16 protein-coding genes and 1 pseudogene are annotated in these 24,180 nt (G+C 54.8%); 4 read left to right on the plus strand and 13 right to left on the minus strand.

What is annotated here, in order from left to right; translation table 11 throughout:
- Window positions 1–58: 58 nt before the first annotated feature.
- Window positions 59–730 carry a DUF3313 domain-containing protein gene (locus AC0R79_RS15580; protein WP_085745677.1) on the plus strand — a complete coding sequence of 224 codons (672 nt, stop codon included), beginning with the start codon at window positions 59–61 and terminating at the stop codon, window positions 728–730.
- Window positions 731–762: 32 nt separating this feature from the next.
- On the opposite strand, the gene AC0R79_RS15585 is transcribed toward AC0R79_RS15580, so the two are convergent.
- The 10 genes from AC0R79_RS15585 to AC0R79_RS15630 form a co-directional block, all read right to left on the minus strand.
- Window positions 763–1,392, minus strand: a complete 630-nt coding sequence (locus AC0R79_RS15585) for a DUF502 domain-containing protein (protein ID WP_474730419.1) — start codon at window positions 1,390–1,392, stop codon at window positions 763–765.
- A gap of 98 nt (window positions 1,393–1,490) precedes the next feature.
- Complete coding sequence (locus AC0R79_RS15590) at window positions 1,491–3,848, minus strand: tetratricopeptide repeat protein (protein ID WP_474730421.1); 2,358 nt, start codon at window positions 3,846–3,848, stop codon at window positions 1,491–1,493.
- A gap of 99 nt (window positions 3,849–3,947) precedes the next feature.
- Window positions 3,948–6,452 carry a fused MFS/spermidine synthase gene (locus AC0R79_RS15595; RefSeq protein WP_134020013.1) on the minus strand — a complete coding sequence of 835 codons (2,505 nt, stop codon included), beginning with the start codon at window positions 6,450–6,452 and terminating at the stop codon, window positions 3,948–3,950.
- Between the two features lie 79 nt (window positions 6,453–6,531).
- Complete coding sequence (locus AC0R79_RS15600; protein ID WP_474730423.1) at window positions 6,532–7,548, minus strand: HAD family hydrolase; 1,017 nt, start codon at window positions 7,546–7,548, stop codon at window positions 6,532–6,534.
- Window positions 7,545–8,861 (minus strand): BatD family protein, encoded by a 1,317-nt coding sequence (locus AC0R79_RS15605; protein WP_474730425.1) that lies wholly within the window; start codon window positions 8,859–8,861, stop codon window positions 7,545–7,547. Before AC0R79_RS15605 ends, AC0R79_RS15600 begins: the two co-directional genes overlap by 4 nt.
- On the minus strand, window positions 8,858–10,438 hold the full coding sequence (locus AC0R79_RS15610) for a VWA domain-containing protein (protein WP_474730427.1): 1,581 nt from the start codon (window positions 10,436–10,438) through the stop codon (window positions 8,858–8,860). Before AC0R79_RS15610 ends, AC0R79_RS15605 begins: the two co-directional genes overlap by 4 nt.
- A gap of 1 nt (window position 10,439) precedes the next feature.
- Window positions 10,440–11,432: a vWA domain-containing protein gene (locus AC0R79_RS15615; protein ID WP_085745684.1), complete on the minus strand. Its 993-nt coding sequence runs from the start codon at window positions 11,430–11,432 to the stop codon at window positions 10,440–10,442.
- Window positions 11,419–11,925 (minus strand): DUF4381 domain-containing protein, encoded by a 507-nt coding sequence (locus tag AC0R79_RS15620; protein WP_474730429.1) that lies wholly within the window; start codon window positions 11,923–11,925, stop codon window positions 11,419–11,421. The genes AC0R79_RS15615 and AC0R79_RS15620 overlap by 14 nt, the downstream gene beginning before the upstream one ends.
- Window positions 11,922–12,857 (minus strand): DUF58 domain-containing protein, encoded by a 936-nt coding sequence (locus AC0R79_RS15625; RefSeq protein WP_474730431.1) that lies wholly within the window; start codon window positions 12,855–12,857, stop codon window positions 11,922–11,924. The genes AC0R79_RS15620 and AC0R79_RS15625 overlap by 4 nt, the downstream gene beginning before the upstream one ends.
- Entirely contained in the window at window positions 12,854–13,834 is a 981-nt protein-coding gene (locus AC0R79_RS15630) for an AAA family ATPase (RefSeq protein ID WP_474730432.1), read from the minus strand. The genes AC0R79_RS15625 and AC0R79_RS15630 overlap by 4 nt, the downstream gene beginning before the upstream one ends.
- A 2,024-nt stretch (window positions 13,835–15,858) precedes the next feature.
- On the opposite strand from AC0R79_RS15630, the pseudogene AC0R79_RS15635 reads away from it, so the two are divergent.
- Together AC0R79_RS15635 and AC0R79_RS15640 are read left to right on the plus strand one after the other, a co-directional pair.
- Window positions 15,859–17,172, plus strand: a pseudogene (locus tag AC0R79_RS15635) (tyrosine-type recombinase/integrase).
- Between the two features lie 24 nt (window positions 17,173–17,196).
- Entirely contained in the window at window positions 17,197–18,399 is a 1,203-nt protein-coding gene (locus AC0R79_RS15640) for a hypothetical protein (RefSeq protein ID WP_474730434.1), read from the plus strand.
- A gap of 660 nt (window positions 18,400–19,059) precedes the next feature.
- On the opposite strand, the gene AC0R79_RS15645 is transcribed toward AC0R79_RS15640, so the two are convergent.
- The 3 genes from AC0R79_RS15645 to AC0R79_RS15655 form a co-directional block, all read right to left on the minus strand.
- Entirely contained in the window at window positions 19,060–20,481 is a 1,422-nt protein-coding gene (locus AC0R79_RS15645) for a Shedu immune nuclease family protein (protein WP_474730436.1), read from the minus strand.
- A gap of 289 nt (window positions 20,482–20,770) precedes the next feature.
- The gene (locus AC0R79_RS15650; RefSeq protein ID WP_474730438.1) at window positions 20,771–21,643 is read right to left on the minus strand and encodes a UvrD-helicase domain-containing protein; all 873 of its coding nucleotides are present in this window, start codon (window positions 21,641–21,643) and stop codon (window positions 20,771–20,773) included.
- A complete protein-coding gene (locus AC0R79_RS15655) occupies window positions 21,636–23,240 on the minus strand; it encodes an ATP-dependent nuclease (protein ID WP_474730440.1) in 1,605 nt (534 codons plus the stop codon). Before AC0R79_RS15655 ends, AC0R79_RS15650 begins: the two co-directional genes overlap by 8 nt.
- Window positions 23,241–23,442: 202 nt before the next feature.
- Here AC0R79_RS15655 and AC0R79_RS15660 point away from each other — a divergent pair, with 202 nt between their 5' ends.
- Window positions 23,443–24,174, plus strand: a complete 732-nt coding sequence (locus AC0R79_RS15660) for a hypothetical protein (protein ID WP_474730441.1) — start codon at window positions 23,443–23,445, stop codon at window positions 24,172–24,174.
- The last annotated feature ends 6 nt before the right edge of the window (window positions 24,175–24,180 follow it).

The following is a 24,180-nucleotide window of genomic DNA, read 5'->3' on the forward strand; positions in this document are numbered from 1 at the left end:
CAGCCATGCATTGATCGAATGGGCTTCGCGAAATTTCGCACACCAGGGAGATTCAAGAATGAGAGCAACGCTTTTGATGGGGTCGGTATGTCTGGCTACGCTAGCCATGACCGGATGTTCAAGCAAGCTGACTCAGCCTGATGAGTACTCGGGTTTCCTCAAGGATTACAGCCGTTTGAAAGAGGAAAAATCCCCCTCGGGTGCAGCCGTGATGCGCTGGGTTGATCCCAAGCTCGATCTGAACAAATACTCGAGCGTTTACGTAGAGCCGAGCCAGCTTTACCCCAAACCACAACCTACCGACAAGATTCCGCAAAGCACACTCAATGGCATCACGTCCTACTACGACTCTGCACTCAAGCGTGAGCTGGGCAAGTCCCTGCCTTTGGCCAATGGCCCAGGCCCGGGCACCATTGTCGTGCGAGCGGCTATCACGGCTGTCAGCAGCAAGACTGAAGGGCTCAAGCCATACGAAGTGATTCCAATCGCGCTGGTCGCCGCTGCAGTAAGCACTGCGACGGGTATTCGTGACCAGGAAACTACGATCGCCACTGAAGCCGTATTTCTGGATGGCGGCAATAACGCGGTGATTGCTCAGGTTGTGCGCAAAGGCACTGGCCAGCCGCTGGAGAACGACAGCCAAATCATGAAAGCGACAGATGCGCGCAAGGTATTGGACGAGTGGGCAGCGGACCTTCACCAGTCGTACCTGAAGTTGAAAAACAAGTAACGTCGGACTGACTTGCTAACCCTTCTGTCCTGTCAACCATGATGAGGGGCAGGGCAGGTGGGCTGGCACTCAGGATTTGGCAACCAGGGTTGTACAGCTTCCAGGAGGCCACGACCTCCACGTCGCAAATTGGTGAGCAGCGTCAGCCATGTCAGCTCGGTAATGATCACATGTGATGCGGGAATCAAGCGCACTTCACCCGCAGTACCGCCAGCGGGCCCACCATCAGGCATGTAGATTGTCAGGAATTCGCCGACACTTTCGAGCACCAGACAGACGCGCCACCCTTCACCTTCTGCAATTAACCCGACCTTTGAGCCGTCGTCATTTTCCAGCCCGGCCATTCGACTCGCGGCGTCCTTGACCAGTTGATACCCGGGCAAATTGCCAAGGACCTTGTTTTCAATCGCATCGATAGCACGCGACGCGGCTTTCGTCTTCGCCAGAAGGCCAGCCAAAAAACACAGCAGAATCAGACCCGCCAAGGTAGCCAGGCTCAGTAGCGTGACACCGGCGATGTCATAGCCGGAGAACATTGGCAGAAGCTTTTGCACCGGGCCTCGCAGAAGGTGAATGGCTTTTTCGATCAGCACGAAAATGAGAACCAGCGGCAGGATAAAGATCAGGCCACCGAGCACTGTAGTCTTGAAGAACTTGAACATAGCCCGCTCCTTCATGAATGGCTGTAGCGCGCAACTGTGATTGACTGGCCTGGAACCGGCCAGCCCCCTTCACCTTAGGCTACAAGTCGTAACCGCACTCATTTCAATGCCGGATCCGCAATATTCATTTTCTTCCAGGACTGCAAGACTACCTGTGCCTTGGGTTCCTGCCCGCTGTTGAGATACCACTCGATCAGCGATAGCCGCGCGTTGCGATTGGCAGGTTGTACCTTGAGCAAACGCTCCAGTTGCGCACAGGCTTCATCCACTTTGCCATTCTCGTGCAGAGCAACTGCCAGAACGTAACCGTACTGTGCATTCTGCGGCTCCAGTTGCGCAGCCTTGCTGAGGGATGGCATGGCCTCGGCGGTTTTTCCCGCGCGGATCAAGGACAGTCCGCGAGTATGGTGCAGCAACGCGGCGTCAGGGTGTTGTTTGAGGCTTTCGTCAAGCAGGGCTTGTGCTTCCTGACTGCGGCTGTTGCCTTCCAGCCATTGCACAAGCGTGACCAAAGCGGGGTAGAAGTCCGGATCGCGCTTGATTGCCGTGCGCAGTAGCATCTCTACTTCGCTGGAACGACCATTGGCTTGATAGAGCATCGCCAGGTTGAGGTTGGCTTCCGCGCGCTCCGCCAGACTCTTTTGCACGGCTTCGTACTCGGCAATTGCGGCGTCCCAGTTGGCCTGTGCCGGGCCAAGTCCGTTGCGAGCGACACTCAACAGATCCCGTGCCGCCACGATGCGCACAGCTTTGACCGAATCACCCAGTAGCGGCGTCAAAAGAGAGGTCCGCTCGGGCGGCGGGAGAAACGCGCTGACTGCGCGTACTGCGGCTTCACGGACTTGCGGCTCCGGATTTTTCAGGTCCTGTGTTGCCAGTTTCAACGCTTGTTCACTCGGATACAGCACCAGCTCCGCCAACAGCGTCGCGCGCTGAATAGACGGTAGATTGCTGCGCTGCAACTGCTCGTATAACGCTTGCGCTGCACCGGGTTGGCCATTGCGAATCAATAGCAGACTTTCGTCGTAACGCGGCGCCTGCGGAGCAGTCGAGCTGTTCCACAGTTTGAATTGCGCGGTGATCTTGTCCCCGGCCTTGCCTTGGTGACAAGTCAAACAGGCGTCCTGAGTACCGAGCTTTGCCGCGCGTTCCGGGTTCGGAATACTGAAGCTGTGGTCATGCCGGAAATCGTTACCCATATAGAACTTGCCCGGCATGTGGCAATCGATGCACTGTGAACCAGGCTGCCCCATGGAGTGTCGGGTGTGTTCGACCGAGTCGTAGTTTTTTGCTTGGAGGCCTTTACCATCGACACCTTCTACGGCGGCTTTTCCAGCGGTGTTATGGCATTGCAAGCACACTCCGTTACCCGGTGCTTTTAACTCGTTGCTATGCGGGTTATGGCAATTGCTGCAGCGCACGCCCTTGTCGAACATTTTGCTTTGCAGGAATGAGCCATGTTCGAACACTTCATCCTTGATCTTGCCGTCCAGTGAATACAGCTCGCGGGTGAGGGCGCTTGGCAGGTAATCGTCCATCAAACGCTTTCCTACGGTGTAACCATCACCCAAGGGCGCGCGGCGAGCGTGGCAGCGGGCGCAGGTCTCGATTTCGACGGTGGTGTTCTTGTCCTTAAGGTCGACGTCGAAACCACCATGGATCAGATCTGTTTGCTTCCCTGTCCACTCAAGGTGGTTCGACGCTGGGCCATGGCACGCCTGACAACCGACGCCAAGACTGTTCCAGTGACTGGCGAAAGTGTTGCTGGCGGCATCGAAGTTGCGCTTGAAACCGGTGGTGTGGCACTCAACGCACATGAAGTTGGCGTTCTGGCTCGGCTTGCTCCAGTGCAGTGGATTCTTGAAATTCACACCTTGGCCGGCGTAGAGATGAAACCAGCGATGGTTCTCGGTATCCCAGGCGACACCCAGTGCCTGCAAGCGGCCTTCGCCGACCTCGATCAGGTACTGCTGGAGCGGCGCGATGCCGAAGGTGTAAGCGACTTTGAAATCAGCGTTCTTGCCATCGAGCCCCGGTGCATTGACCCAGAATTCGTCGCCCTTGCGCACGAAACGGGTGGTCTCGTTTTCGGCTTTGAAGGTGACGTTGTTAAAGTCACCCAGCATAGTTTCGGCGGTGGCCGGTTGCATGGCCAATTGATGGTGTGAGCCTTGCCAATCCTTGACCTGTTCGCTGTGACAGCCCTGGCATTGTTGTTCATCGACCATCGTCGCCAGTTTGGCTGCGACCACCGGTACAGACTTGGCGGGTTGCACCACGGGGGGGCTGACCTCCACATACTTGCTCGACGCGGGTGCCGGGCTGAGTAGAAACCAGCCGATTCCCGCGACGGCTGCCAGCAGCAGGCCGATAGTGACGGGAAACAGGTAGCGAGAAATTGAGGTTTGTGTGGTGTCAGGCTGATTCGGTGCGGCTCTGTTTTTATGCTTGGGCATTGCGACTTCCGTAGTCCAGGTCCATGTGCCTTCAGGCAAGTATTCGAGCTGATGCAGCTTTAGCCTGCTGGCAGGCGAGTGTCAATGTTCAATAGGTAATCATTGGCCGACGAACCAGCGAAAATACGGATTACCTCCGTCACCACTCATGACTTCTCGGATGTCGCGTGCCCAGGCGTCTCGGTCACCGTCATAGGCATGCAGGCTGGCTCGGTAAAACTGCATCAGGCGTTGGCGATGGGCTTCCATACGCTGGTTAATGCCTTCGTCACCATTTACCAGAGGAGGCGAAACGTACAGGTCCAACAATGCTGGAAGTACCCGGGTGATCTCTTTGGCGCGCACCCATGGTGCGTATTCAATGTGCGGCTGATCGTCCGTTACAGCAGGTGCATCGGCGGCGAAACGCTCAAGTCCGGCCCGGTCGGTGACCCAGGTTGACAGCAACGCTGCGGGTGAGCCAATACCGACGTCTTGCAATGTGCCACGCACCGAATCTTGCTGAAAACGCTGGCTGATTTTTGTCACGTCCAGTTCGATCGGCTCCATCGAACCTACCAACAACATTTCATGAAATTCGCTGGTCCAGATATTCGCATAAGGAAATACGTCGAGAAAACTGCGCACCAGTGAGCGCGACTCTTCAATATTTTGTGTTGGCAAAGGCAACCATTGAGCGACCAGGCCGTGTTTCTGCAAACGGCTGGCGGCCAATTGATAGAAGTCCCGGGAATACAAATTCACTACGCCGGCGGCGGAGGGTGGTGGAGGTTCGAGCGTAATCAAGTCGTAGTTTTGCGGACTGCGCAGGAGCTCCTGACGGCCATCGCGCAGGCGCACGTCGACACCGGGATCACTGGCCGCGTTGAAATTTCCTTTGAATAATGGGGCGGCCTTGATCACGGAGGGCAGCAATTCCGCTACTACTCGATGCTCCAGCCCTGGATATTTGAGCAATGCACCTGCGGTGATTCCGGTACCGAAACCGATCACCAAAGCCGAGCGGGGCTCGCCATTGTGGATGAGCAACGGCAGCAACGCCTGAATGCGCATGTAGCGCAGTGACGGCATCGCGTCGCCGGTGTTTGAAACCCCCTGGATATAAAGGCGCCGGAATGCGTTTTGCCCTTTACCTTGGGTGACCACCGCAACCGTACCGCCGCGACCCTCTTCGTAGAATGCCAGCGTTCCATTGCGAGCGCCGGGTAACAGGCTCGCCAGCTTATCGACTGGCGTTAACAGTGCGAATGCTACCGATACCAGGCCGAGCGCAACCACAGCCTGGCGCCGTCCTTTTTTCACTCCGTGTGCTTTGCGTACCGCCAGATAACCGATGCCCGCCGCGATGACCGCAAGCAGGCCCAAAGTACGCACCAGGCCAAGCAAGGGAATCAGCACAAATCCGCAGAGCAGCACCCCGATGATCCCGCCAAGGGTGTTGAAGGCGACCACCGCACCGACGTCTCGGCCAACTCGGTCATGACCAACGCTGAGGCGTAACGCCAAAGGAAACGCCGCCCCGAGCAGCAGGGTCGGGAGAAACACAATGCTCATTGCGGCAACTGCAAAACGGGCACTCATCCCCGCCAGTTCACTGGCGCCCAATGCCAGCAGCCAAATTTCGGCCTGACTCTGCGCCATCACTAACCAACGTCCGAGCAAAGCGATTTCCAGCAGCGCAATCAGCCCGGCGGCGACGATAAGCAAACCAAACACGCCCCATGGATCGCGGATCCGATCAACGCGGCGGGAGAGCAGGGCGCTTCCAAGAAACAGCCCGGCAAGGTACGTCGCCAACACCACGGCAAATGCGTAGGTACGAGTACTCATGAATTGCACGATCGACTGCGACCACACCACTTCATAGCCCAGGGCCACACCGCCGGCTACTGCGTAGAGCCACAAGGCTGTGCGATCGGGGGATTGCTCGGAAAGGTGCTTGACCGCAGCAGCCTTCGTTACCGGCTGCTGATGCTGCCACCAGAGCGCGCCGGCGGCAGCCAGCAGATTGAACATGGCGGCGAATAGCGCGCTGCCCCTGACACCGAAGGTGGCAACCAGTACAAACGCGGCAAGCAGAGTACCGGCAATCGCGCCGAGGGTATTGGCTGCGTACAGTTGGCCGCCGGCCTTGCCCGGGGCTGATGCCAGGGATCGCACCAGCACGGGGAGCGTACCTCCCATCAGCAAAGCAGGGACGCCCACCAGAGCGAAGGGGAGTATCCATGCCAGCACGCCGACATACTGCTGCAGCCAGGCAAACACCGGGGCAGAAAGGCTAAGTGCGAACGTTGCGCCGACACCTAGTGCGGCAACCAGCACTTCCAGAATGGCGTAGAGCACGACAGGTTGATGCAGGCGATCTGCCCAGCGGCCGAACAGCCAGCCACCGAACGCCAGACCCGCGAAAAATGCGCTGATGCCCGTGGTGATGGCATAGACCTCAACACCAACCACCAATGACAACTGCTTGATCCAGAGCACTTGATAGATCAATGCCGCCGCACCGGATATGCACAGCAAAAGCGCGGGGACGATCAGGGCTATACGAGAGGGGCCAGCAACAGACATATCCGGGATTTCGCTAGTAACTCGTGAAGACATTGCACGACAGCCTTATTCCGATTCGAAAGTGCTTAACGTTACTCGGGCTTTACCGGGGGCCTGGAGGACAAAGCGCTTGTCACTGAGCAGGTTGGCCCGCATCGGCGGGATAGATACGCTTCCATTCTGTCGCCATATCGACAACCGTCCAGCCCCGCTGCCTGGCTTCATCAAGTGCCTTGTCCAGACGACCAATCTGCGACTGACGGTCATACGCCCATTCGCGTTTGGCATCGGTGTGATGTACCAGACCCATGAAGCGTTTGCCAGCGCCGGCAGCAGTCCATTGGAGCATCTGCAGGTCACCGTCTGAGTTGCCAAATGCCAGAATCGGGCGTCGGCCGATAATATTGTCGATGCTCACGGGTTTGCCCGGCCCGTCGTCGTTATGCGCCAACTTCGGGTTGCGCAGGATGGATGCCTTACCGTCCTTGAACTGGTACGACGTGTCGAACGTTGTGCCGATGACCTGCTCGGGCGGGATGCCGTAAACCTTTTCGGCGAAGGCGCGCATGAAGCCTGTGTCCCCACCAGAGACGATGTAGGTCTTGAAACCTTCGCTGCGCAGATAATCAAGCATCTCGAGCATCGGCTGGAAGATCATCTCGGTATAGGGTTTACCGGTCTTTGGATGTCGGGCCTGCGTCAGCCAAGTCTGGGCATAGTCATTGAATTCTTCTGTAGTCATGCCACTGTGCGTCGCACCGACGATTTTCAGCAACCCATCCATGCCGGTCGCAGCCAGCGCTTTATGGTCGTTTTCAAGCACAGCCTTGAAAGGCTGAGTGGTTTTCCATTCAGGGTGCTGCGCCGCCGTGCGTTTGACCTCGTCGAATGCGAATAACACTTCGAAATACGCCGGCTGCTCGCTCCACAAAGTGCCGTCATTATCGAATACAGCAATACGCTCGGCTGGTTTGACGAAATCCTTGCTCGTCTGGTCGGTTACCGACTGGACAAATTCGATGATGCTCTTTTTTGATGGGCCGTCATTCCACGAAGGCAGTGGCTCACCGGCTTGAACCAGATTTGGCAGCGCAATGAGCAACAGCAGGATCAGACCGAAACGACGGAGATGCAGATTCGGGATACTCATGAGTAATCCTTGTCATGAACGGGGTTAAGCGGTCTCAAGGCTGGTTTCGGCAAGCCTTGTTTCTCTTTGGCCTGACTGTGCAGCTTAGCCAAGGATTGAGGAAGTTCACGCAACGCTTGGTCTTTATTGGTTTTTTCGCCATAGACCGCGCTTAACAGCGTTTGCAGATGTGGGTCGAGTGCCGCGAGCTTCACGCCGAGTCGACCTCGGCGCAGCCACAGATACAAAGCAGTCAGTTGAGGAGGCTGGCCTTCGACCTGTGGTCTGATTTGCCGCCAGGCGTAATCGGCGGATTGCAATCGTGCCTGATGGCGCGCTTGCTGACGGGTTCGCAAGGCGCGGTAGCCACGAGTCAGCAATGGCCGGGTGAACCAGACGCCGGCGATCAGCAAGCTCACAAGTACCAGCCAGCTCAGCCACCGGGTGGAAAGGTGCAAGCGGCTGTCTTGCCCGAGTTGCCGCAGGTCTTCTGCGATCGAAAACACAGGCTTGTAGGCATTGTTTGCGGTGGCCTCAAACGTCACCGCAGGAACTTGAGCGGTACGGACCTGATGGGTGCCGAAGTCCCACCATTTCACTTTGATAGCGGGCAACATGTGAGTGCCGGCGCTATCGATACGGTAACTGGCGCTGTCGATCCGTTCACCACCAAGCAAAAAGCCCCGCCCATCGTCCAGATTGCGTATCTGGGGTGTTTTCAGATAACGGCTCAGGCCGTCAACTGTGCCCAACGGTGGCACCGGCAGCGTCATGGCAAGGGCATTGTCGGCTTGTAGAGTCAACTGCCGAGTAATGCTGTCGCCGACTTTCAAGGGCGAGGCTGAATTGATTATGCGTTGGCTCAATCGCAGTCCCGTTGCAACCAGAGGTATTTCATCCGGCTCGAAGCCCGGCGGTTGGGCCGCGCTGAACTGTACTATTTGACTGGAGGCGCTCTGTTCCTCTGTCGCTTGCCCCGGTGTGGCGCGTACGGTCAGCGCCGGGATTGTGAATTCGCGGGCGACATTCGGTGTGATCAGATAGCGATAACGCATGCCGCTGAACGACTGGCCATCGAGCGTCTGATTGAGGTGCTCGGCCTGGCCATCGGGAGGTAATACCCGCGCGCCATCAAGTACCAGCTCAGGCAGGGTGGGAGCGCTGGTAAACCAGGTGTCTGTCAGGATGTCGAGTTGTAACTCCAACATCTCACCGACCATTGCACCATCGGCAGGCTGCAAATGGGTCCGGACCTTGAGTTGGGGCTCGGCAGCGAGGGCGCTTACGCTGCACAGCAACAAGGAGGTCAACGCGAGTGAGGCGGTGAGTCTCATGGCGTGGCTCCTGCTTGGTCCTGCAAGCGGAATTTCTGCTTGAGAAACTTCGCAGGGGAGGTTGTCAGGTTTTGTAACCACAGAGCATCCGAGGTTGCCTGTTCGGTTTCAATCGTCTTGCTTTGGCCTTTTCCCGGTGCCTTGTCGAATTTGACCTGGTCCGGTTTGGTATCGGGGGCATTTTGCTCGGCGCTTTCGGTATCTTTCTGCAAAGCCAGCGCCAAAGCGAGGTTAGCGCTGGCTTCTGGAAACTGCGGTTGCAGTTTCAATGCCTGAGAGTAAGCGGCAATCGCCTCATCGAACTTGAATCGGCGCACATAAATGTTGCCCAGATAAAAATAGGCTTGCGGCGTATCGAGGCGGGCGAATGATGTCAGCGCCAAGTCGTAATCGGCCGCTTTGTAGGCTGCGATACCTTTCCACAACGGGTCGGTAAACAGCGCTGCTGCCTGGGGGAAATGCTCATGTTCGAACGCCCACCGCCCTTGCTGATCCCGGGTGAGAAAAGCATCTGTCAGCGCGTTTGCCTGCGCCGGTGCGCTCGGCCATCCGAGCCCGATTGTCAGCAATAGCGCCGGCATCCAGTTGACACTCCACCCCTTGCGAACACTGAACAACGCCAGCAGTAGAAGCGGCCAGCACAACCAATAACCGGCATCCTTCCAGTGCAATACTCGCTGTTCTTCACTGGCACTACGAAAGTGTTGTTGAGCGTGTCCTTCGATCCAGTCCAGATCATCATTGGTAAGTGTCAGACTGCCCAGCGGTGCGTCCAGGGCAGCAGCCAAATCCTTGAGCGCGGCCGGATCAAAACTGCCGATTACAGGGCGCCCGTCAGCTGCGGTACGAGGCTGGCCGTTGCTGTCGAGAATCACACTACCGTTTTCATTTCCGGCTGCCAGCACAAGAACCTGAAGCGAGCCGCCCTGCAACTGTTTGCCGAGGTTCTCTGACTGGGTGGTGTCGGCACCGTCGGTGATCAATAACAGGGTGCCAGGGGTTTTCTCAGCGTCCAGCAAGCGTTTCGCTTGTTCGATCACCGCCGCAACGTCCTTGCCTTGCTTTTCGATCAGTCCCGTATCTAGCGCCTGGATGAACGTGTCCAACAATTCTGGGTCGTTCGTCGCAGACAAGACCAGATGTGCGGTTCCTGCGTAGGCGATCAGTCCGGTGCGGGCGCCGGCTCTTCGCTGAATCAAGTCATGAAGTTTATGTTTGACCGCTTCCAGCCGCGTAGGCTGAATATCATTGGCGTCCATCGACGGAGACAGATCGAGGGCGATGATCAACGGTGCACGATTTTCCAGAAAGTCCGGGCGATCCTGTTCCCAGGTCGGTCCGGCAGCAGCCACTGCGCCAAGCACCAGCAGGGCGCACAGTAAATGTACCGGCCGCAGTCGTTGACGGTCCTGTGGCGTGAGTAACAGATGTGGCAGCAAATGCTCTGCAATCTTGCCACGCAGGCTGCGCTGAAGATCGCGACTTTGGCGCCAGATCCACGGCAGCAGTGCTCCGAACGCAGCCAACAGAAGCCATGGCGGACGCAGGAAATGGAAGTCGCTGAGGTTTATGTCCATCTCACACCTCCTGACGCCGGCTCGAGTTGACCATACGGGGCCCGAGCAGCGCGGATATGTGATACAGAGCCAACAATACGAGCGCCGCCCCCATCGGCCAGAAGAACAACTCACGCTGGGATTGGTGGCTAAAAGTTTTGACCTGGTGCGGGGTGAGGCGGTCGAGTGTGCTGTACACCTGATCAAGCGCGGTGCGATCTTCGGCCCGAAAGAATTGGCCGCCTGTGGTTTTGGCAATACGCTCCAGCTCGCTCAGATTGACTTTGGCTTCGCCCGTAGCACCGGGATCGCCAATGCCGATTGTATGAATCATTACGCCCTTGGCACCGGCCATTTCCGCGGCGTGACCCGGCGTAATTGCACTACTGGTGTCGTTACCGTCGGTGAGCAGTATCAGGATTTTTTCCTGTTCCTGGGCTTTTTCCAGCATTTTGAGGCCAAGACCAATGGCATCGCCGATCGCGGTATTGGGCCCCGCCATGCCAATGCCAGTGTCGTTCAGCAACAGTGACAGGCTAGCGTGATCGAGTGTCAATGGCGCCTGAGGGTATGCGCCGCTGCCAAATACGATCAAACCGATGCGATCCTCCTTGCGTTTGTCGATAAACCCCTGCACGACTGCTTTGACCGCAGCCAGGCGATTGGTCTTTTGTCCATTGGCGTCAGTGAAGTCTTCGGTCTCCATTGACTGCGAAATATCGATGGCCAGCAGCAGATCCCGCACGGGTTGTTGTCGCTCGATAGGCTTTTCAATGAACACGGGGCGAGAGGCGGCAACCAGTAGCAGCGCCCATATCACCAGATTCAACAGCAATTGCCAGCGATTGCCGCGGCTGCCAGCAGATGACGGCGTCTCACCCACCGCGCGGCTCATTGCGTTGAAAAAGGGCACGCGCAAAGCACTTCGAGCTTCACGGTAGGCGGGCAGATAACGGTAAGTAACCCAAGGCAACGGCAAAAGAATCAGCAACCATGGATATTCAAGCTGCCACATGATGGCGCTCCACCCATAGTCTACAAGTATCAAATAATGCATCGCGCCGGGGGGCGGGGAGGGCGAGCAGGGTGGCGTCCGGGGCATAGGCCAGCGTCGCTAGTTGTTGCGCGAACTTCTCGGGGAGCGGCTGATCGACGTGGGCTTGAAGGAAAATCTGCCACTCAGAACTCTGCAACGCTGCAGCAGCGGCGCTCGAGGTAAGCGATTTTGGTCCCTGCATAGACAGTGCTACACGCTTGAGCAGTTCAGGCAGTTCCCGGAGCGCATACAACTCGTCACTATTGGTGCGCAACTGCTCTAGCTGTGCCAGCGCCTCGCGCCGGTAGCGATCACGACGCCATTGAATCAAGCGCCTGGTGCCAATGATTACGGCAGCCAGTAGTAAAGTCGCCAATAGCAACCACCACCCCCAGGTTTGCGGCGAATAGCTGACGGGCGGGGGCAGCGCCAACTCCTTGAGTTGCGCGACACTCGGAACGTTCGCGCTCATGGTCGTCCCCCCGGTTGTTTACCCAGCTCTGCCCGCAATTGAGTGAGCGACTCTTCGGCAGTACTGAACATCATCAACGGTATCTGGCTGCGGCGGAGCAGGGTGGCAACATCTTTGAGCCGTCCGCCGAGATAGTCACCCAGTGGTTGATGCACCTGACGGCGGCCCACCGCCAACTCCACCTGTAATTCGCCTTGAGTCACCAACAACCTGCCGTCGGTTGGCAGATTTATCGCAATCGGGTCATAGACTTGCATGGCAATCACATCATTGTGTGCCGCCAGTTGCCGCATCAGTTGCAACGTACGCTCACCCGCACCTGCGAAGTCGCTGACGATGCATATCAAGTGGTCATGGCCGGCCAACGCCAGGCAACGCTGCAGAACCTTGTCGAGTTGATCGGCGTCTTCGGCATCGGGACTGGACGCATCAAGCTCCTGATTCTGCGCAGCGATACGACTGCATAATGCCTCCACTCGCTTGCGGCTGCGGAGGGGTGAAATGCTGTCGATACGGGAGTCGTTGAACACCAGACCACCCACTCGGTCGCCAGCGTTGAATACAATCCACGCAGCCAGCACCCCAAGTTCGGCAGCGACGACGGACTTGAAGCTGCGCTGAGAGCCGAAGAACATCGACATGCGTTGATCGACCAGAATCAGAGCAGGGCGGTCGCGTTCTTCTGTGAAAGTGCGCACCACAGGCTTGCCGGTACGCAACGAAGCCCGCCAGTCCAAATGCCGCAAATCGTCGCCGGGCTGGTAACGGCGCAATTCGTCAAAGTTCAGGCCTCTGCCACGCAAGCGCGAAGCATGATTGCCGGCGAGAATGCTGCCCTGAGGTTGACGCGCAGCAAAGCTGAGCCCTCGAGCCGGAAACTCCAACGCCATCAATTGGGCGAGAGATACATAGACAAACCCGTCACTGCTCATGCCGGAATAGCTACCTTGTCCAGTATCCGATCCAGCACTTGGTCAGCCGTCACTCCATCGGCCACTGCGTCATAGCTAAGCTGTATACGATGACGTAGCACCGGATGCACCACGGCGCGCACGTTATCCGGCGAGACGAAGTCCTGGCCTAGCAACCACGCATCGGCGCGGGCGCAGCGATCAAGGCCGATGCCACCACGCGGACTGGCGCCAATATTGATCCAGCGGCCCAGATCTTCGTCATAGTCAGCCGGATAGCGGGTGGCATTGATCAGGTCGATTAGATAACGGTCAATGGCGGGCGAAACATGTATGGCGCTGACTTCCTTACGCGCTGCGAAGATCACATCCTGGGCGAGCTCGAAGTTGTTCTTGGACGCTGTGTTCGAACCTTTGGTGAATTCTTCGTCGCGTAGTAGGCGCAGCACCTGACTTTCATTTTCAGCGCTGGGATAATCGAGCAAGACTTTCATCAGAAAACGATCCATTTGCGCTTCCGGCAGCGGGTAGGTGCCTTCCTGCTCAATGGGGTTTTGGGTCGCGACTACGATAAATAACTCTGGCAAAGGATGACTGTTGCCGGCTACGGTGATCTGTCGTTCCTCCATCGCTTCAAGCAACGCGGCCTGAACTTTGGCCGGTGCGCGATTGATCTCGTCTGCCAGAATCAGATTGCCAAACAGCGGACCAGGCTGGAAACGGATTTCATTGCGACCCTCGACCTGATGCAGTACCTCTGCGCCAGTGATATCTGATGGCAACAGATCCGGTGTGAACTGAATGCGGCTCATCTTTGCATCAAGATGCTTGGATAGCGCCTTCACCGTGCGAGTTTTGGCCAATCCTGGAAGACTTTCCAGCAGCAAATGCCCGTTAGCCAGCAACCCCAGCAAAATCTGACGGATCACCTGATTCTGCCCGAGCACTGACTCAGAGATATTGGCCTGCAAAGCGTTGAGGTCGGTCAGTGCACTCATTCGAAATCCCTTATGAAATGGAGGCCCAAGGCTTGCGCATAAACGAATCGTCGCAGACAAAGATAGGCCAGGAATTTGATCAGCGCCTGTGTATCGGGAAAAAGTTGAGGCGATCATCCTGCCCAATCGTAGGAAGGAGCTTCGGCAAATTGGCGGGTGCGTAGAGTGGTCGAGCTAAGACATACACTATGACATCACGGTAGTGGTACAAGGCTATCTTTGACACCGCTAAGGACCGAGACGCCACGCCCAATGTATGCCGCTGTGTAGATTGATTTCAGTCGGTAGCACGGAACGGATTTGCTTCCGTGAGGCCTTCATCTATAGCGTGATGCAGTAGTAGTGCTTGGATGTAGCCGTATAAAAAAATAATTTGCGTGGAAATTATCCTTTATAAGGATACGAAAATCACACGCACTAGTGTGGCTACGGGCAGAAGTTGTATCTTTTTTAAAGGTCCACTCTCTAAACTTAAGTGGAGTCAGCGTTCGAAACTTCTCTAACCGTATGATTTCCTTTAAATATTATTTTTAAGGATTTTTCTTTTTTTTAAGGATGCGTGACATCAGGTAGGGGTTGGTAAAGTTCCGTCCAGACACATAATTTAACATAATATACATTACACGTAACAAAATATTACGGAGCTAGCCCGGTTGCGCGCGCCATTTCGATCTCCAGCATCGCTTTCAAACGACCTGATCTTTGTTGGCTGTAGGTCCCTCTATTTAAAATGTGCCGCTTGTGGCCCTCCCTTAAAGATGGCGCCTAAGATGGCGCCTAGCGTTTCCACCCCGAAAGCCTCGCACTCCGCGCCTTCGCGAGCAATCAATCCCCTCGGCAATCTCCATTTCAGTGTTTTTTAATTCTGGCAGCATCGGCCATAACGCATGGTTTGGTCATTTTTTGTGGGATCGAGACGCCGTATGCCGAGCAAAAAGGCTTCCATGCGTCCTGCTAAGCGTCCATTTCGACCAGGCTCGTTCAGTGCAACAAAGCGCCAGGATGCGAGACCTCTTTTAAAAATGGCTGAACCCTTTAAAAGTGACCACGCCTGTAGCCCAATGAATGCAACGGTTTGCGATTTGCTGAGAGCTGAGACGCGCTCGAAACACGTGACTAGCCGCATAGGCTCAATCGCTCACCGTCAGATCGTTTCAGTCTCAACCGCCGATGCACGATTATCTACAAAGGTCGAATATCAAGGAGAAAACTCGGGAGCCATACCGAGGTGATCTGAACCTCGCCCTCGGCGTGAAGACTCAGCCTGGTTGCGGACTAACTTCGTCGGCGTGCGTAGCGTGGATAGATGTTGGAGCGCGTGACCAATAGTCAGCTCAGGAGAGATTCAAGCGTTTAGAACAGCGCTATATACGCGGAAGGAGACTATCTAAAGGTGGCTTAAATGCTGAAGCTTCGAAGAAGCTTCATTATAAATCACTAATGGTTTTGAATTTCAATAGTCTTTTTCATGGGCTGATAACTGGTCGTTCTCAAGGAGCCCTTACACATTCAAAATGTTAACTTTTAAAAATGGCGAAACTTTTAAAAATGGTCAAGCCCGTTAAATATGGCGAAGAATTGCCGTGCCTCCGTATTTACGCAGATGTACAGATAAACACTTTTAAAAATGCCCGAATCTTTTAAAAGTGACCTCCTAGGTCACGTCTTTCGTGAAGGCCAGCCCATCCATCTAAAGCAGCAGTGGCGCCTCTCAAGATCTGGACAGTTCAAGTACTGATCCCGCACGGCTTAGGGCGTGCAGCCGTGGGGTCGGGATTTCCTAATTCAGATTCGACCATAACTCTCAACATATAACTAAAGCGTAGTTATTTGCCTGGCCGCCTGTGAAGCTTTCCAATAGCGTACTTGCAAAGCCAGGCTTGCTGTGTATAACCTACATGACATCGATCAAATGGTAAGGGCTAGGTGATGAGTGATTCATCCAGGCAGATGGACGCGCTCGCCTCGAAAAACGAAAGAGTAAGTCCCCTACTTCCGATAACTCCCAGAATCGGAAGTCTGCAATGCAGTATCCCGTAAAGGATAACAAGATGCCGGCCCCGTATCCGCTGTTTAACACCTATAAAGAATTCGTCAATCACACTTGCGATGAACCCGACCCGTGCCTACCGCTGGTGATGAACTATCTGGCGAATTTTGATGCACATCTCAAACCCATGGATGGTTTCGAAGCTGTCCGTGGTTTTCTGCGTTCGTACTCCAACGTCGAGGCGACATTCGTTTCATATCGCACCCATGCCGAGCGCCTGCTGCTTTGGGCATTGTTGATTAGAAAGAAGCCCCTGATGGAGCTGCGTCGCGCAGACGCCGAAGCCTTCTTGGAGTTCTGCATGACCCCACCTATAGGTTGACTTGGCCCCGTGACACGTAGCAGATTTCTGATCGTGGCATCCGACAAATTTTTAGAGCTGTGCCCAAATCCACGTTGGCACCCATTCACAGTCAAGTCAGCGAATCGCATAGGCAATGCAGCTGATCTTGATGGCTCCGTTGCTGGCGTTCCATACCAGCCATCACGAGGGAGCATTTCCCAAGTTTTCTCGGTTTGCAGCAGCTTGTACGAATACGGTCTCGATGAGGGCCTAACGTCAACCAATCCCTTCAGGGCGATCAAACAGAAATCGCGCTTCAAAACTTCGCGCTCAATGGAGCAAACCGGACGTGCGCTCACGCCTCTTCAATGGGACTTCGTACTCACCACCGCTGAAAAAATGGCAGCAATGGCTCCTGAACAACACGAACGCACCCTATTCATTGCCGCCACGTTGTTTTCGATGTACCTACGCGTTTCAGATGTTTGTGGTCGGGTGAATTGGCAGCCCACAATGGGCTCATTCAAGACAGATCACGAAGGCAACTGGTGGTTTCACCTCGTTGGTAAGGGTGACAAAGCCGCCAAGGTGGCTGTGAGACCCGAATACATTGATCGTTATCTTAAGCGCTACCGACGGTTCATGGGACTTTCTGAACTGCCATTACCTAATGAGCAGACACCTCTTATTGCGACTCTGAATGGTCGTCCAGGTTTATCAACTCGAATGGTTCATTTGATCATCCAAAAGCTATTCGACCGGGCTGTTAATGAAATGGTTAACGAAGATCGCCAACCTGGCGAAATCGAAGCTCTGCGGGTGGCCTCCACACACTGGCTTAGGCATACAGCTGCGACACTTGATGCTCCTTGGCGAGACTCAAAAGACTTGCAGATGGATCTACGCCACAACAATTTGTCCACTACCCAGGACATCTACTACAGCAGTTATGAAAATAAGCGCTCGTACTCGCTTAAAAAACTGGGTTTGAAAAATCGCGAATAACTTTCAGAGACTGGTAGAAAAATAATGGAATCAATGCCCCGCCCTTGCTTTGAAGCGCTGGAAGAATTTTCACGGCTAGACCCAGATACCCTTGATGATGAGCTGCCTGTAATTCAGCGTTTTCTCAACAATTGTCCGGCCAGCAGTCTGCCGACGAAAAGCTACCTGCTGGTTAAGCAGTTTTTGATTAAGCATGCTGAATCTACGCGCTATTCAAACTACCGAAGGTATATCGAGCGACTTTTGCTTTGGAGCATTTTGGAGGTAAAAAAACCCATAACCGAATTGAATGAGGGCGACATTCAGGACTTTATGAGCTTCTGCACATCTCCCCCCGAATCTTGGGTGGCAGATAGGTCATGTCGGCGATTCACTCTCGGCGACACGAAACAGGTGATAGGAATTAACCCCGCCTGGCGTCCGTTTAGCTTTGATAAGAAGTCTGTTGGGGAAGACGGTACTCGCTTAACGTACATAGCTGGTAGTGGCGCGCTCGCTAAACAGTGGTCTGTGATTGCGACTTTTTTTCTGCATCTGCACTACAGTGAACTTATAGCAGTCAATCCTGCGCGAAGGCTCCACGCTGCCGGCTTCTACGCTTTAAGTCTTCCCGTTCACACAGGTGGGAATGTTTTCACTGACGAAGAGTTTGCGGTCTTGATGTTGACGCTCAGTGACATGGCGGATGAGGACATACAAAATGAACGTACGCTACTCATGATGGCATCAATTTATTATCTTAGGATACAGCCATCTGAGATCGATAGCTTAGGGGGTAAACTAACGTTCAGTGCGCTGGGGCTTATGCGCGATGGAACTTACGATTTAGTGGAAGATCATTTTCCGGGCAATCGCGCGTGGAAAATCCATCCCGAGTTTGTAACTAATTACGTGAATCGTTATCGTGAAAATTTTGGCCGAAAATCCCTTCCACTGGAGCGTGATCACACATTGTTGTTCGGGAAGATTCGTGGGAAGGGTTCGATAAGTTCAGCTCACGCGAGACTGTTATTCAGAGCTGTATGTCAGGTTGTCATTGATCGGCTTACCGAAAGCGGATATGAAGTCTCGCCTGAGTCAGGGTTCCGTAAAGCGAGTCTGTTCTGGTTGAGAGAAACAGGTATGCACCATAGCGCAAGGACAATGGGGATGGATGACGTAATCAAACTTGTGCGAAAATCAAATGCCGAAAATGCCTACCGACGTTTCATTGCGTGGCGTGGTTAGCATTTAGCAAGCTGCCCTGCTCTTTACCAGGGTTATTTTCAGTAAGCTTTTTTAGCTCAACTAAATAACTATTTAGTTGAGCTAAATATACTATTCAGCCCGTGCGCTGAATTTCTGGATCGCCCATGCGAATTCATTAACGCTATCTTGCCTTGGCATTGCTCCTCCTCAGCCACTTCTGGGATAGGTCGTTTAGGCACCACTTGTCTTATTAGACTTACGTGTAGCAAATTGTTATTCGAGATCGGCTGTCGGAAATCTAGCTGCCCGCAAGGCGTCCGTCTTAACCCTGCGAGCGTTACTCCTTTTGCCTAATAGCACTGAGATTGTCTGACCTACTGCCGCTGGCCTCAACGCTTAATCTTCTTCGCCAACTGCTCCCTCGAAGCGGCCAGCCAAGGACTGCCGCGCACAAGTTGTTCTTGCGCGCAGTCATTCAAATCTTCAGATCGCTAGGACTCGCTGCTCCTCCCCGGTAGCCGGTAGTACTGCCAACTCGCCGATCCATGGATGTGCTAACCGTGGATACCCACTCCTGTAGCTCTACTACAGTGGGGAGTTCTTCCAGCGCATTAGTCGGTTCGATACCGAGTTCAGCCAGGCGCTGCAGAAGTTCTCCGAGCTGTGTATCTTCATTCGAGATCTCACGCGGCCTGCTCTTCAGAAAATGTCTGGGATGTCGACTGGATCTACGGGTACCAGGTGCTGAGCCAGCATCCGCAGCTTACCAAGCAACTCGTCAAAGGTGACGACCTCGACGTCCTTACAGGCGTTGCGAAAGATCTCGAAGCTGCGCCGGCGCCCCTCTTCGGTTGGCTTGGTACCTGCAATGACGACGCACCTCGCTGTGTCTGGTTGCAAGTCTCGCATCGTCGGGTCTTGCAGGTGTGACAGCCAGTTGGAGCGAATCAGGCCTTGCTGATGCAGTACCTGAGTAATCGCTCCACTGAGCTGCAGATGTGGGCCGAAAACATCGCGATTGCGATACGCCCTGCTCTGCATGAGTGGGGTGGAAGGCTTCTTGATCTCCACGATGGCCAGCTCGCATCCCTGCGCGAAAAGCAGGTCGCCGATGTGGGCGCCAGCGCCATTGACCATGGATCCCCGGGCATGGAACTGAGTATGCAGAAGTGCCACCGGGCGCGCGAACACCATCCCTAGGATGAACAGATTGGCCTCGAAGAACTGCTGCCAGTGCCCCTCGCTGAGGTTCTGGCCAAGCATGGTCTCGAACTTTTCGATCATCACAGCCAAGGTAACCCTCTCGATCTCAGCGCGCAGTTCGAAAAGTTCGCGAGGCGCTTCCTTCGCCAGCATCTCGACACCGACCTTCATCTCCCTAAGCTGGTGACGCCGGGCTCGCACAGCAGCTTGTGCAATTGTATTGCCGACCTTACGAGCATTCGTATCGCTCACCAGTACAGGGCGGCTGCCTTCGAACACCACATTGGGCATCAGCGTCGGAAACACCTGGCTCATCACCCAGTGCAACTGGGCTGACGTCTCACTCTTTTTTCGGGCCCGGGTAATCCGCATGCATGTTCTACGGCATTCATCCACCCTCGCCTCACTCACAAAGACAATGTCGTCTGTGATCGAGGTGTCACTATCATCCGATATGACTAGGGTTTTTAAACCAGGAGCGAATCGCAAGCCTCGCCAGAGCGGGGTGAGCTGTTTCACAAGTCCCAGCCCTTCATCACAGGAATCAAACAGTTTGCGAGGGAGACTGACGTCGATATAGAGCACGGCATCATCCGGAGTGTCTGGAAAGTCGCGCGTCGACTGATGGCTGTACAGGATGCAACCCACGTTTCCGTTCTTAGGGCTCCGATAGCGCTGAGTGTGTGGGTTGGTGTAGATGGGATACATCGTAATCCAGCCAGGCTCGATCGTTGCTAGGTGATGCCATCGGTCTTCGGGCAGTGACCGCCATTTGTCCATGGAGACTTTTTCGAAGACCTGAAGATACAGGTCAACGCAAAAGCCGCTTTCCAACGGCCGGCGAATGGTGATGAAGCTAGGCTCAAGCACGTCCTCCCCATTCCACATGTCCTGCGAGGTTTGCTTAGGCCCTTCCATTGCTATATCTCCATGACGATTGTTATTGGCATCGCTTGTTGGTGAACATGAAGCTCACATGCCAAGGACTGTCCGCGATATTGCCTGGCGAAGGCGGGTTGAGCTGACAGTGCAATGCTCTTACAGCATAAAGAGTCGGGGGACTTGCCCTGTCAGCCCTTGCGACCCTAAACGCCGCATCTAGCTAACCAGTCCTGGGGTAACCCCATATAGTGATCGCGCCAGAGACAATATAGGTTGTTGCCTAGATCTAAAGTTTGCCCCCTCTCAGGCGCCCTGCTGCTATCAGTTACGGCACCCAAACCGGCAGTTTGGAGCTTCCAGGTTTATCGATGATGATCGCCAGGCTTTGCTTGGCCCGAGTAGCTGCAACATAAAAGGCAGCCGCTGATGTTGATTCCAAACAGATCTGTTTCTGAATGACCGCGTGGTTCTCTGACGTGGTTCCTGGGAAGCCCCATGACGCATCAAAAATGGTGTCAGAGAACGTCGCGATTTCAGTTCGGCAGCGGTAAGTCGTGGTCGCATAGTCAATGCTAAGCAGCCCTACTTTTTCGCGCACAAGAAACCATTCAAGCGCACCTGCGTACCCATACTGTTTGTTTTTCTGTCCCCTCGGGTTTGTCGAGAGCACCGCCTGGCGCACGTCACCAACCATGCGGACGTCGATCCTCGACTCAAGTAATTCATGGACGATTTCCCAATCGTAGCCACTGAGATCTTGTACCTCGTCGATCAAAATCTCGTCGTAGATAGACTCCAGTCGTCGTAACAACATGGGTGTGGCTGCCATCAACTCGCGTGCGAGACGGCCGAGCTCGCATGCGTAGATCTGGTTGCTACCATCCATAAATCTCTGTTTGCCGTTCGCGTAAATGCTTGGGCGACCTTCGAAGTTGAAGCCCCCTACCCGCTCCCGTGGAAATTTGAATGGCAGGAACGGTTTTGCAAAGTGGCGAAGCAAGAATGTGTACCAGCCTAGAACTTCGATGTTGTGGCGATCGCCGGCTTGGGAGCCTAGGCGATGGATCAGTTCCCGCTGATTCGTCTGGGTGAACGTGACAATGAGCACACGTCGATCGGTAGGCAACTCTTTGCAGTGATCGACCAGTCCTTGAGTTTTTCTACCACCAGCGACAGCCAAGGTCAGAAGGTTAGGCATTGTGGATGAACTCCGCCGCATCCTTCATGTATCCAGGCGGGGTGAGCACCTGATCCGACTCAGCCAGTCGAATTGCCCCTTCTGTCTTCTCGCGCGCCATCCATGTCAATAGAGTTGCTCCCGCGGTGATGCCGAGCATTTTGCGCAACTGAGGCTCGCCGTTCGCCGTAATAAGCTGGGGCTCCAGCGTGGTGCCGTCAGCAACGGTGCCGATGAACAGCTCTCTGCGCTTCACGTCCAGCCACTTTAGAACCGGAGCACGTAGGTCGATTGGGTCAACGCCGTCGTTGTCGCGCATCACTGCTACTGGCTTGTTGATCGCAGCGCAAAGCTCAAGGCATCGCGCCAGTGCCAGTCCACGCATGCTGATGACATCTATCCCGTGGGCCATCGGGCGTGCACCGAAGCAATCGTTGTAGACACGTTCGAATATGATTTCGTCGGATGGCCCCTCGACCAAGACGACTTTTTTCGCTAGCACTAAGCGGAGGGTGTCATAGCCAGGCAGCTTCTGAAAGTAGCTCACTGTATCCGGATCAAGTTCTGTGATTTTGGACGCACTGTTGCGGTGAAGAAGCAGCAATGCATCGAGGCCGAGCCGGTTCAACACGTAGGTGCTGTGAGTTGAAATGAAAAGCTGCTGCTCTTCCGTCGCCAGATCTTCAATGCGATTGAGTAGGGTTGTCAGGCTGGTGTGAGATAAATGGTTTTCAGGCTCCTCGATCATCACGATGTTCGCCTTCGAGGAATGACGCTTCATCGCAAGAGAGATCTTGATAGCAGCCTGTTGCCCCTGGCCTGCCATCGCGAACGGGAGCCCGTCGACATGTGGAGTAACCACGCTTTCCCAAGACGTACGAGATGTCTGATCCATTGCCAGCGCCATAGGCTCTGACTGTAGCGCGGCGCCCAGACCGGAAAGTCGCTTGTTCACCGGCGCCAGCGCACCATCAGTCATGGATGCTTTGATGCCGCGGTAGTCCAGCGAGATCTGTGCTTTCTCGGATGTTTCCAAGTGGTCGCTAAGGATCTGGCGGAGATGGTAATCAACGCCGGCGGCGGATTTGACCGTGCGAGAATCGATGGTGGCCACCGAGAGCGCCCGTGGCCGTCGTGTGAGTTCTCTATCAGCGAAGGAGCGCCATTCGTAGGTGTAATACTCGACGGGGAGCAGTACGGATGGGGCTTTCAGCCATTCATCCAGCTCATCCTGATACTCCTCATTGGGGGCAATAGAAAGAACGATTCCAGGGCAGGCGTTCGTTGGGACGTCCGCGTTAACGGCGCCGAGCAACACCTGGAGTTCCAGTGTGTCTTGCAGGTAAAGCTCAATCAGGATTTCCGGGAGTTTAGGCTTCTTTCCCGCATTCATGAGAGCAAGAAATTCAGCCACCATCTCGGTGTTGAACCAGTGAGGGTTCAGCTCCTCCAGGATCCCCCGCCCACCGATCCGTCCATTAAGCGCCAGCGAGATCGCCTCCATCAGCGTGGACTTACCGGCGTCATTGTCACCGACCAGGATGTTCACGCCCGGGTTGGGCTTCAGGAGGAAATCTTTGTAGATGCGGTACCCACGGATGCGGATTTTGGTGATCACGTTCGACGTTCCTTGGCAGAGGTTCCGCTAGATGGCGTTTTGATGGCCGATTTGCATGATGCTATAAGCGAACTGGTTCGTTGTCGACTCAGCCATATTCTGGTACGCCCTCCTTGCCTCTACTTGATTACCGGGCAGTCGAGAACGCCTGATAATGCGCTGCGCGAGCAGCTCAGCCACTGTTCCCCTCCGAGAGGTAACGATGTCGCCGTCCGTTTTAAAGTTTGCTTGGTCTAAGGTTCGCGACCATAAGGCTAGTAAATATGCCCTGCTTCTGATTACTCCAGTCGTTGTAAAACCCTTGGACTTTAGCTCTACCAATAGACCGATCCATTTGCGGCTCCAGGGGCTCTGGGGATTGCCTTTGGTTGTTGCAGGTGTGTGGGCAGCTTTAGCCGGCCTGATTTTAGAGTGGGCTTATGGAAACTCTGCTGGCTCTGGAGTGTCGGTTGCCGAGGCGTTTACGATCCTCGGTCGCCTCAAAAATATGACTTGGGTGTTGGTCACTGCTTCGACCGTAATATTGCTGTATAGCGTTAGTGTTCTACGCTGGGGATTCCACTGTGCTGCGATCCGGCTGCTGAGGAGATGGTTTCCCACTATCAGCATGCCGCATTGCCTTTTCTTTGTCGTCAATACGTCGGGATGGGGGATGTGGCTTGCGATATACGGGTTTGGCCTATTTCAAGCGATCAAATGGTGGGTCGGTGCGGGAAAACCTACCTATGCGCCGGACGCCAGTAACTTGACCGAACCGTTGTTTCACTTAGCCGTTCTTTGTGCTTTGGGCGGACTGCTGCACCTGACGACCCGAAATAGTAATGAAGGGTTGCGAGCGCTTTACGGAGGGCATCGAGGGCTGAGCTTTTTGGTCAACCTCGTAGGCATCATCCTGATGTTTCTTCTCGGCAGCATATCTTTAATGCTCGGCTAGTTTCAG

This window comes from Pseudomonas sp. HD57-3, from assembly GCF_056113135.1.